Here is a 14,913-nt window from a genome sequence, read left to right as displayed (position 1 = left end):
AATTCAGAAAGCGCGATAGCGGCGTCAACACCGGGGGATTGTCTATGAGTTTGTTATCCAGTATTACAAAATCGTTATCTAAGTTGTCGATGATAGGCCGCGCATTAATGTTGCCTATCTCATTGTTACCGGCTGCGGGTCTGTTGCTGGCCTTTGGCGATAAATTCCATTTACCGTTAATGATGAACGCGGGCGGGGTGATTTTCGACAACCTGCCGATGCTGTTTGCCATTGGTTCTGCGGTCGGCCTGGCGGCGGAATCAGGTATTGCCGCGCTGTCTGCGGCGGTCTCGGTGTTTATCATTAACGTTACCATCGGCACTGTTTTGCACATCACGCCGGAAATGGCGGCGGCGGGCGGAAAATACGCCATGGTGGTCGGTATTCCGACTTTGCAGATGGGGGTATTTGGCGGCCTGATTTCCGGCATTCTGGCGGCGTGGTGTTACAACAAATTCCACACCATGCAGTTGCCTGAATTCCTCGGCTTCTTCTCGGGTAAGCGCTTTGTGGCTATCGCGACCGCATTCCTGTCGTTCCTGCTGGGTATGGCGCTGCCGTGGGTCTGGTCATACATTCAGTCGGGGATTGATTCGCTGTCAGTAATTGTCAACGGAGACAATCAGGCACTTTCCACGTTTATCTTTGGGCTGGTTGAACGCGCGCTGATCCCGCTGGGCCTGCATCATATCTGGTATCCGTCATTCTGGTATTCGTTTGGCGAATACACCACAAACGCGGGCCAGGTCATTCACGGCGATCAGACAATCTGGTTCAAAATGTTGGAAGAGGGTGTGAAATCCTTTAGCAGCGACAGCTACCACAACGCCGGTAAATTCATGCAAGGCGAGTTCCCGTTGATGTTGTTCGCGCTGCCGGCGGCATGTCTGGCGATGTACCACGAAGCGAACACCAAAAATAAGAAAATAGCCTCCGGTATTTTGTTCTCTGCGGCGCTGACCTGTTTCCTGACCGGCATCACCGAACCGGTAGAATTTACCTTTATCTTCGTTGCGCCAATTCTGTACGTGTTTAACGCGATTATGGCCGGGTTGTCTTATATGTGTATGTATTTGCTGCATGCGCATATCGCCAAGTCGTTCTCCGCAGGGATGATTGACTACATCTCCTTTGGTATTTTGCCTTCGTTCAACGGTTATCAGACTAACTTCCTGTCGGCGGTGATTGTCGGCATCCCAATGGCGTTGATTTACTACTTCACATTCCGCTACGTGATTCGCCGTTTCGACGTGAAAACGCCGGGCCGTGCGGATGTTACCGCTAACGCGAATGATAAAACGGACACCGAACTGGCGGGGGATATTATCGGCCTGCTGGGTGGCGCGGAGAATATTAACTCCGTCGGTTCTTGCATCACGCGTCTGCGTCTGGAAGTGGAAAAAAGCGAGCGCGTCGATAAAGACGGCCTGAATAGTCTTGGTGCGCGTGGCGTGGTGTTTGTCGGTGATTCGGGGATTCAGGTGATATTTGGTGCTCGAGCGCAGTTTATCGCACAGACGATGTCCACAATGATTGGCAAATAATTTCCCCGTCATCCTTCAAGCCGCCGATATGTTTATCGGCGGCTTTATGGTATTGATAACAAGGATATTTGGTGCAAAGGAACGGGATGAAAAAGGTCAATATTATTGATGTGGCACAACTGGCTGGAGTTTCTGTCTCCACCGTTTCTTTAGTGCTGCGCCAAAAAGGGAAGATCTCCGAGGCGACCATCGAAAAGGTCAATGCTGCGATTAAACAACTTGGCTATGTCCATAATGTCGCGGCGGCGAATCTGCGTTCCAGCACCTCCAATCTCATCGGCCTGATCATCCGTGATTTTAACGATTCTTTCTGCGTTAATGTGATGGCAAGTGTAGTTCACTACCTTGAAAAACAAGGTTATATGGTGTTTCTCGGCCATCCGCAGGATGACACGCAACAGCTACAGCAATGCTTAACGTCGTTTACGCAACAAGGTGTGGCTGGGGTGATTTACCTGGATGCCAACCACCGTTTAGCCTCGATTCCGTCACTTATTTCTGAATGCTCGTTGCCGACGGTGATTATCGCGGAGTCCACGGTGAGCAGCCATCGTGACGTGATTGGGCGGGACAATCGCCAGGCCGGGAACCAGGCGACGCGCTATCTGATCGATCGCGGCCACCGCAATATCGCTTACCTGGGCGGTACGGCGGCAAATCTCATGCGCGAGGAACGCTTGCTCGGTTATCGCAACGCGCTGGCGCAGTATGATTTACCGTTCCGTGAAGAGTGGTCGCCAGTTTGTGAAAATGATACGGAAGCGGCGGCCCGTTTAACGCGCCAGTTGCTTGAGAAAAACAGCAAAATCACCGCCATGCTTTGCCATTCCCCCTCGGCCATAATTGGCTGCCTGAATGGGATTGCGCAGGTTGGGCGTACCGTCGGTAAAGACGTGTTTTTAACGCAGCAGGTTTCGCTGATTGGTTTTGAAGACATGATGAACATTAATCTCACCTCGCCGCGGTTTACCTATGTTTCGGCATCCAGTGAAGAAGCGGGAAGACAAGCCGCAACGTTGATTGTGAACAAGATTAAAGAGCCGACGTTGCCGTCGCAGAAGATTATTATTTCCGGGGAGTTGGTTCAGCGGGAATCGGCTTAACTAAATGAGCAAAAAACACATCCTCCAAAGCATCGTTTAGCATAAGGTAGCGAGGGGGTTATATGATAATGCCTTTCACTGCTTATTCAGAAAAAGATGTTGTTGGATACAAAAATGTGAGTCATGTTGCATTCATGTAATAAAAGTTTTTGTTAAGTCAAATTTAAAACCTATATGAAATTCTTTATAAACTAGATGTCAATTAATGATATGTATTCTAATTTTCCTTGGGTAAGGAGAAGGAGTAAGATAGATAAATCATAAAAAAACACTTCAAATGTCCACTCACTACACCGAGTGGGGATGATTTTGTCATCCACTAAAACAACGTACTGGAATCTATGTATATGTCTGATAATGAAAGTTCACCTTTTCAAAATGGCAGCTTATCGTTAGAACAAAAGCTTGACCGAGCACGTACAGAACTTCTTGACCTAACAGCACGTAACAAACTTCTCAATATTCCACGGACTAAAACAGCTAAGCAACTTGAGATCGTGGACGAGCGTTCTGATGAAATCTATCGGTTGCTGGTGAAAGAAGGACGAGCGTTTACTTTTCTTCCTGGCCGAGCAGGAAAAAAAGGTGAAGTGATTGACGATAACGATGCTGAAGGCAGTAATGAAGAGTCGGATGAACAGACATATGATTTTGACGTCAACTACGATAATTCTGAACTAAAAGCTGAACATCAAGATACAAAATTCCAGACTCGCCTAACGTCAAAGGGCTTACAGAAGCGGTTGCTCGATCTGTACCATGACTCAAGGACTCTTGAGGAAGATCAGGGTGTAAACATTTTGTTCCTAACTCTGGGTTCTCTCAAATGGATCGATCCTAACAATAAAGAAAATCTTCGGTATGCACCGATAGTTTTGTTGCCTGTAAATCTCGAACGTGGCACAGCCAGAGAAAGATTTAAACTAACAATTAGGCAAGACGATATAATTCCAAATTTATCATTGGAAACTTATTTAGAGCGGGTACATGAAATTATTTTACCTGAAATGAATATGGATGATGATTTTGATATCTCTAGTTATATGTCCCAAGTTGCCGACTCTATTGTTATAAAAAAAGATTGGGAAGTATTGGAGAATGATATCACTCTTGGTTTTTTCTCCTTCTCAAAATTTCTAATGTATCGCGACCTTGATCCTGCAAACTGGCCTGAGAACGAACGCATAACTGATCAACCAATTATCCAATCTCTTATGGTTAATGGTTTTGATTGTAGAGATGAAATGTTCCCGGATGATGCACCAATAGATTCGTTAATTCCACCGCGTGATATGCTGCATATCATGGATAGCGATACATCCCAAACATTAGCTATACATGATGTTCGTAAAGGTAAAAGCCTTGTGATTCAAGGTCCTCCGGGAACGGGGAAGTCTCAGACAATAGCAAACGTGATTGCTTCAGCAATTGCTGATGGGAAGACAGTTCTTTTTGTTGCTGAAAAATTAGCGGCACTTGAAGTAGTAAAACGTCGTTTAGATCAGGCTGGTGTAGGCGATGCATGTCTGGAATTACATAGTAATAAAGCCAATAAACGTGGTTTTCTTGATGAATTAAAACGAGTTTGGGAGTTAGGATCACCCAGAGGTGAATTTCCTGACGTCCTTGTAGAGAATTTAACTGCTATAAGGGACACTCTAAATCAGCACCCAACAAGACTTCACAAAGTTTATCATCCTTCAGAGTTATCACCTTACCAAGTCATGGGGCATCTTGTACGCTTGCGTCAGGCAGGCCAGGCACCCACTGATTTAAAACTGCATCATTTTGAAGAATGGAATCAAAACGATTTTGTCAAAAGGATTGATTTGGCTAAAGAGATCGTTGAGAGGATCACTGATATTGGTTTACCAGACCAACATCCATGGAACGGTGTGAATCTTGAGGAAATTTTACCAGTAGAAGTTGAAAGACTAGTTCCTCGATTAAGCGGTTTGCAAAATAGTGTGACAAAACTACAGTCAGATACTATTTATCTAGCTGGTGAACTAGCAACTACTCCGCCACTTGTATTATCCGATCTCGAAAGTCTTGTTGAAATTACTGAATTTGTAGTAGATGCCCCTAAAATTTCCACAGATGCACTGAGTTCTCCTATTTGGCAGGAAAATTTAGCTCCTGTTAAAAAGCTTATTAATAATGTTAGAGAGTATCAACAGGCTTATCAGAGTGTTGAGTCGTATATCGTTTTAAGTGAAATAGAAACACCACTCGGTGAGCTGGATGATGCACTCGCTAAGTTACCTCAAGACTTTGATTCAAAGGGGTTTTCTGCATCTAGAAACTTACTTAATCCGTTGCAGAAGCTTTCTCAAGACGCGATGCGCCTGCATGAAGAACTCGGTACTCACGAGGGATTTAGTACTATTCAGGAAATAGAGAGGCTTGTTGCATTAGGTGAAAGAGTTGCGGAAGCCCCGGATGCCTGCCCAGATGCCTTTATTGCTTCTGTATGGGATCACGGCGTAGAAAAAGCGGCAGAGCTAGTAGATTCAATATCAACATTCACTTCCATATATAGCGCAATTGAAAATCAGATAAACGAGTCATCATGGGGAATGGACTTACTAGCGACCAGAAATACTCTTGCTAGCCATACAGGGATCTTCCGCTTTTTCAATTCTGATTGGCGGAAGGCAAAAGCATTAGTCGGTTCTCTCCTCAAAAATTCAGCATTGCCAATTGAACAACAAATACAGTTGTTAGATGAACTAATCCGCGGCCAGGTAGCGAAGAAAACTATTAAAGAAAATAATGAATTTGGTAGTTCAGCCTTCGGCACTGATTGGCGAGGAGAAAAAAGTAATAGTTCATCTTTAATGGCATTAGTTGAATGGATGAGAACATTACGTGGAGTTGGAGCCGAGGCTCGGCAATTGGCCGGTCGCCTTGCTGACAGGGAAGGTATTAAGCTCAGAACTCAACAATTAAACAATTTACTACAACAAGTTCGAACAGAATTGGATGTTCTTTGGTATTCCTTTGGACACTCGCCCGAAGAGTATTTTTCAAATCAGCTCTCTATCTCACGTGTCTCGCTAATTTTCATTGAACAGCGTGTCCAAAAGTTAAATTGGATCGATGTAATATCGCGAAAAGTTTTGCTTAATCCTTCTTCACGCATCGACGAGCGAAGCCAGATGATCATGAAGATTATTGAGCTTCAGCAACGTGCTGCACAGATCAATTCTGAAAGTCAAGTTGGTGAGCATGCATTTGGCACCGATTGGAAAGCACAGCATTCCGATTTGCAGATACTTTGTCATGCATTTGACTGGATTGAAAAGCATTCAGATTTGCGTTTTGTGGCTGCGAAAATAACGGATTGCAATGCAGTACTTCAATCAGCAAAAGATGCTGTGGATTCTGGTGAGCAAATATCAAATCAAATCACTCAGATAGCAAATGAATTTTGCTCTGAGCCTGAGACATTATTTGGAGTGACAACCGTTGCCCAGATATCTTTAAAATGTCTGGAAGAGAAGTTACAAACTTGGATATCTCATTCGGAGCAGCTTTCCAAGTGGGTTGCCTATAGGCATCGTATTTCTCTGGCGCATAAATTTGGATTGGGTGACGTTGTTGAAAGCCTGGCAAATGGGAAACTTAGTTTAGATTCATGTATCTCATCAGTAGAGCGGTCGTATTTTGAGTCATTACTAAAAACGATGGTATCTAAAGAGCCTGAGTTAGCTCGTTTTGATGGTGAGCTACATTCTCGCCAGGTTGCAGGCTTTGCTGAATTAGATCTCAAGCGAATCAAGGCTGCAAGCCTTGAAGTAGTACGAACCCATCATAGACAAATCCCATCTAAAAATGCTGGATTCGGTCCTGTAGGGATTCTGCGTGCTGAGATGGTTAAGAAAAGAGGTCACATGCCTATTCGACAATTAATGTTGAAGGCAGGATCTGCTATTCAGGCACTAAAACCTGTAATGATGATGAGTCCATTATCTGTCGCTCAATTCCTAATCCCCGGAAAACAAAAGTTTGACCTTTTAGTTATGGATGAAGCTAGTCAAATACAACCAGTAGATGCAATCGGTGCAATAGCACGTTGTAAACAAGTTGTCGTTGTAGGTGATGAACGCCAACTTCCACCAACACGCTTCTTTGCCAAAATGACTGAGTCCGTAAACGATGATGAGGATGATATTGCTCAAGTCTCAGATATTGAAAGTATTCTTGGGTTATTTGTTGCCCGTGGGTTACCGCAGCGAATGTTAAGATGGCATTACCGCAGTAGGCACGAATCTTTGATAGCCGTATCAAATACTCAATTTTATGAGAATAAACTTTTTATTGTGCCGAGTCCTTACACGCAGGAAGCAGGGATGGGACTGCAATTTCGTCCGGTTGTAGATGGTATTTTTGAAACAGGAAAAGGCATAAACGCTGTAGAGGCCAAACAAGTTGCTTTGGCAATCATGGAACATGCCCGTAAATACCCAGAGCAGTCTTTAGGTGTGGCTACATTTTCAGTTTCTCAACGTAAAGTGATTCAGGATGAACTCGAACTTTTGCGCCGACTGAATCCAGATTTAGAAGAGTTTTTTAACGCCCATCTTAGTGAGCCATTCTTTGTAAAAAACCTTGAGAACGTTCAAGGTGATGAGCGTGATGTTATTATGATATCAGTAGGATACGCCAGGAATCCTCAGGGATATATGGCTATGCGGTTCGGTCCCCTCGGCTCAGAGGGCGGGGAGCGAAGACTCAATGTTTTGATTAGCCGTGCGAAACGACGTTGTGAGGTATTCGCTTCAATTACTGACGAAGATATTGATTTGGAAAGAGCAAAGGGCAAAGGGGTAATTGCGTTCAAACTCTTTTTGCAATATGCCCGAACCGGCAAAATTTCCTTAGCTCAGCGTACAGAAAGAGAAATGGACAGCATCTTTGAAGAACAAGTAGCTGACGCTATCCAAAAAGCTGGTTTCCAGGTTCATCCGCAGGTTGGTATTGCTGGATTCTTTATTGACCTGGGGATTGCCGATCCTGAAATGCCGGGTCGATATTTGCTGGGTATCGAATGCGATGGACGAGCTTACCATTCCTCCCGTTCTGCACGAGAACGCGATCGCTTACGCCAGGCCGTCCTCGAAGATCATGGATGGATTATTCATAGGATCTGGAGCACTGATTGGTTCCAACGGCCAGCGGAACAATTGCAGCGAACATTGCAGGCAATTGAATCTGCAAAACGTGAATTGTCAGAACGATCAGAAAGAACTCAAAATCGTTCCCGCGCAGTTCCAGTCGATATTATAACGGTCGATCGAGGTCCCGTCGTTGAAATTGGACTGGTTGATGCCGATGTTATTGCTACTGCTTCGCAGGATTACGTTGAAGCTAAACCAGTCGCACACCTAAATTATGAACTGCATGAAACACCTTTAGGGATCCTGACCGAATTAGTTGAACAAATAATTGAAATTGAGTCACCGGTGCACTTCAGTGAAGTTGTTACGAGAATTAGAACCGCTTGGGGATTACAGAGGACAGGTACCAGGATTGAGTCTGTAGTCGACCGAGCGGCCAATCTTGTGTGTAAAAAAGGGGATATTATCAGAGACGGTCAGTTTTTAATTCACCAGAAATCGATAATTGCTCTTCGAAACCGCCAGAATGTCGAGTCTTTAGGGCTGCGAAAGATTGAAATGCTTCCTCCAAAAGAAATTGCCATCGGAGTGGTCCAGGTAGTTAAGAATAATTTGGGGGCTACTGATGATGAGATTGTTGTATCAATTTCGAGAATGCTAGGTTTTAAATCGACCAGTAGTGTATTGCGTAAAGCAATATTAGATATTCTTGAGGGCCTTATCGAAAACAGTCTTCTATTGCGGGATGAAGCAATGGTTGTGGAAAATAAATTAATATCTACGACTGAGTAACTTACTGTTTTGATGTGTTTAAGGGCTTAATGAAAATTAAGCCCTTATTTTCATTAACGGTGATATTCGCCCGCAGCTTCTGGCTGATATTGCAGCTCAAGCACTTCCAGATGTGTCTGGTTACCGTTCGGTAACGTCCAGTTAATTGTCGCGCCCACACGCAAACCCAACAGTGCCGCACCCACTGGTGCCATCACTGAAAGCTGGTTATCGCTGTCCTTCAGGTTTGCCGGGTAAACCAGCGTGCGCACATGCTCTTCTTTCGAGGACAAATCGCGGAATTTCACGCGGCTATTCATCGTCACCACATCAGCCGGAATATCTTCAGGCTTACGCATTTCAGCTCTGTCCAGTTCTGCGTTCAGCGCTGCTGCTACCGGCTGGTTGGCAAATTGTGGATTCTCCAGCAAACGGTCAATATGCTCGGCATCGAGTTCATTAATGATAATGGCTGGTCTGGACATAATTCTCGTTTCTCTCCGTGTAAATAGCAGGCAGTCATGTGCCTGATGAGGACCTTACAAAAGAAAACCCTCACCGGTAAGAGTGAGGGTTTGGTCTGTAGTGATGATACTTAGCTTAGCCCATAGTTTAAAGTGACATCAGTCACAAACTACCGTTTACAGAATAATGCTGCCGACCAAAGCGAACAGGAAGGCGATAGTCCCGATAAGCGTTTCCATCACGGTCCAGGTCTTCAGCGTGGTTTTCTCGTCCATTTCAAGGAAACGGCCGACCAGCCAGAAACCGGAGTCGTTCACGTGAGACAACACGGTTGCACCACCGGCAATCGCCACCACGATAAAGCACAGGTCGAACTGGCTAAGGCCTGGAGTTGCTGCGACCATCGGGGAAATCAGTGCCGCAGTGGTGGTCAGCGCAACCGTTGCTGAACCTTGCGCCACACGCAGAGCGGTAGAGATAACGAACGCGGCAACAATCACCGGCATACCGGTATCAGACAAAATACCTGCCAGCGCATCACCAATGCCGCTTGCACGCAGAACGCCACCGAACATACCACCCGCGCCAGTCACCAGAATGATGCCGCAGATTGGGCCAAGCGCGCCATCACACACTTTTTCCAGATGCTGACGGCTATGGCGGCCGCTAAAGACTGCCAGCGCGAAGAACACGGTAATCAGCAAGGCGATAGGAGTTTTACCTAACATACGCAGGAACTGAACCACGATGTTATCGGCAGTTACCCAACCGAGCACGGTCGCGGTGTTCAGGCCGGTATCGAGGAAGATCAGAACCAGTGGCAGCATCAGGATGGATAAAACGGTACCAAACGCTGGCGGCTGGTGGTTAGGATCGGCTTCCACGCTTCCGAGGAAAGAAGAAGGCAAAGGTACTTCGAATTTTTTACCCGCATACAGGCCAAACAGGTAAGCACCGAGGTACCAGGTTGGGAGTGCGATCACCAGACCAACAATCACCAACAGGCCGATGTTTGCACCCAGTAATTCACTGGCAGCAACCGGACCCGGATGCGGTGGCAGCAAGGCGTGCATGACGGCAAACGCACCCGCAGCAGGCAGCGCATATTTAAGCGTGGAACCACCAAACTGTTTTGCCACGCTGAAGATAATCGGCAGCATAACGACCAGACCCGCATCGAAGAAGATCGGGAAGCCAAACAGCAATGAAGCCACGCCGAGCGCCAACGGAGCGCGGTGCGAACCAAATTTACCGACCAGCGTGTCAGCCAGCACTTTTGCGCCGCCGGAAATTTCCAGCAGACGGCCAATCATCGCGCCGAGGCCAACCAGCAGTGCAACGCCCGCCAGCGTGCTACCAAAACCGCCCAAAATAGTCGGGACAATTTTGTCGAATGGCACGCCAGTGACCAGGGCAACGACAACGCTCACCAGCGTTAATGCTAAGAAGGCATGCACCTTGAAGCGCATGATGAGAATAAGCAGGAGTAGGACTGCACAGGCTGCGATCCCTAGCAGGGTTCCTGCACCGTAATGGGTTGTAAGTTCGGTCATATGTTTTCCTCTGCGCCGACTTTATAAGTGAAAAAGGCTTTAAGCATAATTCACCAGATTGCTGATACCGGTAACATGATATCGGTAACATGACGCTGTCGGGAATGGACCACCTCATGTTTATTAACATTTTGGGAGCAAGGTCAAACTATCGAAATAAACCCTCACAAGCCTCAGGAGAACAATTGCTGACCGTAAATAAACCTGCCTGGTGAGAAAATTGAATTACGCTGTATATGCACCTTTCAATTGGGCACATCGTACGACCATCACCTGAACAGGAGATATCATGAGCCATTTCGACAAACTCAAGTTAAAGGACGGCAGTTCTCTTTATTTTAAGGATTGGGGAGAAGGGCAACCGGTAGTATTCAGCCACGGCTGGCCATTAACGGCGGATGCGTTTGAAGATCAGATGTTTTTCCTTGGGCAGAAAGGATTTCGGGTCATCGCTCATGACCGGCGCGGGCATGGTCGCTCGTCGCAAACCTGGGACGGTAATCATATGGATCAATATGCTGACGACCTGGCCGAACTGACGGCGCACTTAAATTTGAAAGATGCGATTCATGTCGGGCATTCAACTGGCGGCGGCGAAGTTGCTCGTTACATTGGGCGTCACGGTACGAGTCGCGTGGCGAAAGCGGTTTTGATCAGTGCCGTTCCGCCGATTATGGTGAAAACCGATTTCAATCCCAATGGTGTGCCCATTGACGTATTTGATGGTATTCGCGAAGGCGTGCGTGCCAACCGCGCAGATTTCTTCAAAGAGCTGACGCTGCCGTTTTATGGTTACAACCGTTCAGGGGCGGAAATCTCGGAAGGGGTGAGGGAGAGTTTTGTTGAACAAGGCATGCAGGGCGGGATTAAAGCGCTTTACGACTGCATCAAAGCGTTTTCTGAAACCGACCTGCGCGAAGATTTAAAGAAGATGACCATCCCGACGCTGGTGATTCATGGCGATGACGATCAGATAGTGCCGTTTGAAACCTGCGGCAAAGTTACGGCGGCGACATTGCCAGACTCAATCTTCAAGGTTTATGAAGGTGGTTCGCATGGTATTTGCACCACGGAGAAAGACCGGGTCAATGCGGATTTGCTGGAGTTTCTGAAAGGCTAGCCTCATACGGCGGGTAAATCAGTTTTACCCGCCGTTCAGTTATTTTCATTTCGCCGCGACCGGCAACATAATTTCTTTCAAAATTTCATAACGTTGCTGTGGTGAAAGCCAAATCAAGCCTAACAATTTATGTGCCTGGCCTTCGCGTTCGAACTGAGCTTTTAGCTGCATTAAATAACGTTTTGTTGTGTTCATAAGCACCTCCGTATTGGATAGACCCAGCATAGGTCTGCAAACCCGGAACTAATAGTGAACTGATTGTTTTTTGTGTTCAGTGTTTGTTGGGACTGTCGGCCGCCAGTGCGGTGGCCTCAATAATGGGAGTATTTTTGAGTAGAAGCAGTTTTTAGGTATAAGCGCGATTTAAAAAGAGCGGCTAAGGCAGATTCAGGCTGAACAATTTCTTCATGGCAATCTCGCCGCTACCGGTAATATTCACTTCACGATATCCCGGCGTGCGTGTTATCCAGCCTTTGTGTAAAAGAAGCGTCATTAATGCTGAACCTGCTTCTCCTCCCAGATGGAAACGTCTTTCGCTCCAGTCCAGGCACGGGCAGCAGGCCTTGCGGCGTGGATGTGGATCGAGCACTGCCCCGAGATTCTGGAGCTGAGATTTTCCCTCTGGCGTCAGCGCGTTGCCATCCGCCTCAAGCCATTTTTCCCGCAGCATGAAGTCGTAAATTTTCACCGCCAATTCTCCCGCCAGATGGTCATAGCAGGTACGTGCATAACGCATGTTTACCGGCGTGCGGGGCGTAGGAGAAATGCGTGGGTGCATGGAAACCCCCATCAGGTTTTCCAGCAGCCCGGCAATATGTTGCCCCGCAAGGCTGTAATAGCGATGGCGGCCCTGTGTCAGGCAGATAATCAGCCCACTGTTGAGAAGTCGGGTCAGATGCCCGCTGGCAGTCGACGCGGCAATCTCAGCTACCGCGCTCAGTTCGGTCGCCGTCCACGCCCGTCCATCCATCAGCGCGCACAAAATACTGACCCGCGAGGGGTCAGATATTGCGGAAGCCACCAGCGACATGGATTTTTCAAGTGAATCAGCCAGGTTGTCGTCAACTTCAGTTTTCAGAAGACTCATTGAGTCGGTATTTCCCATTTACGTGTTGCCTCTGCGGCACGGGTATTATCATCGGTAAGGAGAATAAGCCGATTATTGTGATCGCTATACTGTACCAGAATGTTTATGCCACATTGAGCAATGGCCGCCGCTATTTCCCCCAGTTCCCCAGGTCTCTCCTGAAGTAATTTTCTTATCAGTGGGCGACACACATTCCGAACGTCGAAACCGGCTTCGGTCAGAACTTTACGGGCTTTCTCGCCGTCTTCCACCAGAAAATGAGCATGGCTTGCGTCGGGCACAGAGAAAACACCGCCGCCCTCAAGACCGACGCCATTCATACCCAGCAATTTGCCGAGCGAGGCGAGTGAACCGCAGGAGTTGGTGAGGATGACGTGAATATCAAACATGCGCCTGCTCTCCCTTTTCAGACGAGTAATCTCTGACTACGTTGGCAATGCGTATTCTGTAAAACGAAAAAATCGACTGCTTGCCTTCCTGCTGCGCCGCTCGATGCATGGCATTGCATTTCCACTGGAGTACCGCATCCTCGTTTTCCCACCATGAAAGCGAAAGAATTTTTCCAGGCGTGCTGATGCTCTGGAATCGTTCAATAGAAATAAATCCGGGAATGTCTGCCAGCAAGGGCTTCAGTTCAGCGGCAAGCTGAAGATATCGTTCCTGCGTCTGAGGTTGGGTGTCTGCTTCAAAAAGTACGGCAATCATTGGCTCTCTCCTGTGTCAAAGTTCAGCCAGGTTATTACCGATAAAAGTGAGATGCTTCGGCAGACACCGAAATATGAATGCGTTACCGTCTGAACCCGCAGGCGGTAACTTAAATACATGGCGTTTATTCCTGCGTGAAATTAACGGACGGTTCGAATGGCTGTATCAATCAGCTCATGCTTTCCACCGCCCAGCGACGGGGCAGAAGCCGCGACCATGTCATGCGGGAAACCAAGCGAAATTGCGCTTGCGGCGTCCAGGCGTGATAGTTGTTCCCCCGTCAGTTGAACATTTACCGATGCGAGATTATCCGCAAGTTGTTCCGCTGTCCGTGGGCCAATAATCGGTAGCGTTCCCTTCGCGAGCACCCACGCGATGGCGATTTGCCCAGGGGGATATCCCGTTTCATCAGCAATCGCCAGTACTGCATCCACCGTGGCAGTTTTTATTTGATTGCTCTCATCATGAATGACCGCGCCCAGACCTTGTGCACGTCCGGATTCACCTTTGCGATATTTGCCGGTAAGCAAACCGCCGCCTAAAGGTGACCAGCTCACCACGCCCAGGTTAAAAGCCTCCGCCATAGGCAACAGCTCGCGTTCTGCCGAGCGTTCCACCAGACTGTATTCCAACTGCACCGCGGATACAGAAGACCAGCCGCGAAGTTCAGCCACGGTGGCGGCGGTTGCCACACGCCATGCCGGGAAATCAGAAAGCCCGGCGTAGAGAATTTTACCTGAACGAATTAGGTCATCGAGGGCTCGTGCGATTTGATCGACAGGTGTGACTCCATCAGGCATATGCACCCAAAGTAAATCGATGTGATCCGTCTTTAAGCGTTTGAGACTTGCCTCAAGGGAATTCACCATGGACTTGCGGCTATTACCGGAGCGTTGAAGGCCCGCTTCAGGCGAGTCGCCGAGGGAAAATTTGGTCGCCAGCACAATGTCATTGCGTTCGGTAGCGATGAAATCGCTGAGCATCGTTTCTGATTGACCAAACTGATATTGGTCAGCCGTATCAATAAAGTTGCCACCGGCTTCACGGTAGCGGGTGTAGATATTACGGGCTTCTTCTTTGTCAGCGCCATAACCCCAACCGTTGCCGAAATTACCCGTGCCGAGGGCGAGGGTTGAGACTCTAAGACCTGTATTTCCAAAGATGCGGTAACGCATGGCTTCACCTCGTAAAGGTTGTTTCGTGGACATATCTGTATATGAGAGAACCGCCGACTAGTCAGACCGCGGTAACTTCAGAAGTAGACTCAACGTCCGTGAAAACTGTAGCCATCAGCTGAAAACTATCGAAAAGAGGGAATGCAGAGGAGATTTTTAATTTCACTAGAGTGTAGTGCATAGGTTGCAACTCACCATTTCCCCCATATGTCTTACGGGGGTTGCCGGAGCGGGTCAGAAGTAGGAAGATCCTGACCTACGAAAACG

Annotated in this window: 11 protein-coding genes; 4 read left to right on the top strand and 7 right to left on the bottom strand. The window is 47.4% G+C overall.

Going from position 1 to position 14,913, the window contains the following annotated elements:
* Nucleotides 1-44: 44 nt before the first annotated feature.
* The 3 genes from DY231_RS17120 (at nucleotide 45) to DY231_RS17110 (ending at nucleotide 8,562) form a co-directional block, all read left to right on the top strand.
* Nucleotides 45-1,544 (top strand): PTS transporter subunit EIIC, encoded by a 1,500-nt coding sequence (locus DY231_RS17120; RefSeq protein ID WP_115630229.1) that lies wholly within the window; start codon nucleotides 45-47, stop codon nucleotides 1,542-1,544.
* A gap of 86 nt (nucleotides 1,545-1,630) precedes the next feature.
* On the top strand, nucleotides 1,631-2,647 hold the full coding sequence (gene malI / locus DY231_RS17115; RefSeq protein ID WP_115630227.1) for a Mal regulon transcriptional regulator MalI: 1,017 nt from the start codon (nucleotides 1,631-1,633) through the stop codon (nucleotides 2,645-2,647).
* Nucleotides 2,648-2,994: 347 nt separating this feature from the next.
* Nucleotides 2,995-8,562, top strand: a complete 5,568-nt coding sequence (locus DY231_RS17110) for a DUF3320 domain-containing protein (RefSeq protein ID WP_115630225.1) — start codon at nucleotides 2,995-2,997, stop codon at nucleotides 8,560-8,562.
* A 53-nt stretch (nucleotides 8,563-8,615) separates the two neighbouring features.
* On the opposite strand, the gene rnk is transcribed toward DY231_RS17110, so the two are convergent.
* Both rnk and DY231_RS17100 read right to left on the bottom strand, forming a co-directional pair.
* Nucleotides 8,616-9,026 (bottom strand): nucleoside diphosphate kinase regulator, encoded by a 411-nt coding sequence (gene rnk, locus DY231_RS17105; protein WP_115630223.1) that lies wholly within the window; start codon nucleotides 9,024-9,026, stop codon nucleotides 8,616-8,618.
* A 156-nt stretch (nucleotides 9,027-9,182) separates the two neighbouring features.
* Nucleotides 9,183-10,559: a GntP family permease gene (locus tag DY231_RS17100; RefSeq protein WP_115630221.1), complete on the bottom strand. Its 1,377-nt coding sequence runs from the start codon at nucleotides 10,557-10,559 to the stop codon at nucleotides 9,183-9,185.
* A gap of 289 nt (nucleotides 10,560-10,848) precedes the next feature.
* Between DY231_RS17100 and DY231_RS17095 the strand changes: the two genes are divergently transcribed.
* Nucleotides 10,849-11,679, top strand: a complete 831-nt coding sequence (locus tag DY231_RS17095; RefSeq protein WP_034493942.1) for an alpha/beta fold hydrolase — start codon at nucleotides 10,849-10,851, stop codon at nucleotides 11,677-11,679.
* A 45-nt stretch (nucleotides 11,680-11,724) separates the two neighbouring features.
* Here DY231_RS17095 and DY231_RS25245 read toward each other — a convergent pair whose 3' ends face one another.
* From DY231_RS25245 to DY231_RS17075, 5 genes are all read right to left on the bottom strand, one after another.
* Nucleotides 11,725-11,874 (bottom strand): hypothetical protein, encoded by a 150-nt coding sequence (locus DY231_RS25245; protein ID WP_172588704.1) that lies wholly within the window; start codon nucleotides 11,872-11,874, stop codon nucleotides 11,725-11,727.
* A 181-nt stretch (nucleotides 11,875-12,055) separates the two neighbouring features.
* Entirely contained in the window at nucleotides 12,056-12,766 is a 711-nt protein-coding gene (locus DY231_RS17090) for an ArsR/SmtB family transcription factor (protein ID WP_115630219.1), read from the bottom strand.
* Nucleotides 12,763-13,155: an amino acid-binding protein gene (locus DY231_RS17085; RefSeq protein ID WP_115630217.1), complete on the bottom strand. Its 393-nt coding sequence runs from the start codon at nucleotides 13,153-13,155 to the stop codon at nucleotides 12,763-12,765. The genes DY231_RS17090 and DY231_RS17085 overlap by 4 nt, the downstream gene beginning before the upstream one ends.
* Nucleotides 13,148-13,471 carry an antibiotic biosynthesis monooxygenase family protein gene (locus DY231_RS17080; RefSeq protein WP_034493946.1) on the bottom strand — a complete coding sequence of 108 codons (324 nt, stop codon included), beginning with the start codon at nucleotides 13,469-13,471 and terminating at the stop codon, nucleotides 13,148-13,150. The genes DY231_RS17085 and DY231_RS17080 overlap by 8 nt, the downstream gene beginning before the upstream one ends.
* Before the next feature lie 140 nt (nucleotides 13,472-13,611).
* Nucleotides 13,612-14,646, bottom strand: coding sequence for an aldo/keto reductase (locus tag DY231_RS17075; protein WP_115630215.1), 1,035 nt, complete (start codon nucleotides 14,644-14,646; stop codon nucleotides 13,612-13,614).
* Nucleotides 14,647-14,913: the final 267 nt, after the last annotated feature.

It is taken from the genome of Buttiauxella agrestis (assembly GCF_900446255.1).
Taxonomy (GTDB): domain Bacteria; phylum Pseudomonadota; class Gammaproteobacteria; order Enterobacterales; family Enterobacteriaceae; genus Buttiauxella; species Buttiauxella agrestis.
Note: the sequence above shows the minus strand (reverse complement) of the source record. Positions and strands in the feature narration are given on the sequence as shown.

What these genes read in the sequence shown, in the direction of transcription:
- DY231_RS17120 (WP_115630229.1), top strand. Translation starts at nt 45, where the DNA reads ATGAGTTTGTTATCCAGTATTACAAAATCGTTATCTAAGTTGTCGATG.
- malI (WP_115630227.1), top strand. Translation starts at nt 1,631, where the DNA reads ATGAAAAAGGTCAATATTATTGATGTGGCACAACTGGCTGGAGTTTCT.
- DY231_RS17110 (WP_115630225.1), top strand. Translation starts at nt 2,995, where the DNA reads ATGTCTGATAATGAAAGTTCACCTTTTCAAAATGGCAGCTTATCGTTA.
- rnk (WP_115630223.1), bottom strand. Translation starts at nt 9,026, where the DNA reads ATGTCCAGACCAGCCATTATCATTAATGAACTCGATGCCGAGCATATT.
- DY231_RS17100 (WP_115630221.1), bottom strand. Translation starts at nt 10,559, where the DNA reads ATGACCGAACTTACAACCCATTACGGTGCAGGAACCCTGCTAGGGATC.
- DY231_RS17095 (WP_034493942.1), top strand. Translation starts at nt 10,849, where the DNA reads ATGAGCCATTTCGACAAACTCAAGTTAAAGGACGGCAGTTCTCTTTAT.
- DY231_RS25245 (WP_172588704.1), bottom strand. Translation starts at nt 11,874, where the DNA reads ATGAACACAACAAAACGTTATTTAATGCAGCTAAAAGCTCAGTTCGAA.
- DY231_RS17090 (WP_115630219.1), bottom strand. Translation starts at nt 12,766, where the DNA reads ATGAGTCTTCTGAAAACTGAAGTTGACGACAACCTGGCTGATTCACTT.
- DY231_RS17085 (WP_115630217.1), bottom strand. Translation starts at nt 13,155, where the DNA reads ATGTTTGATATTCACGTCATCCTCACCAACTCCTGCGGTTCACTCGCC.
- DY231_RS17080 (WP_034493946.1), bottom strand. Translation starts at nt 13,471, where the DNA reads ATGATTGCCGTACTTTTTGAAGCAGACACCCAACCTCAGACGCAGGAA.
- DY231_RS17075 (WP_115630215.1), bottom strand. Translation starts at nt 14,646, where the DNA reads ATGCGTTACCGCATCTTTGGAAATACAGGTCTTAGAGTCTCAACCCTC.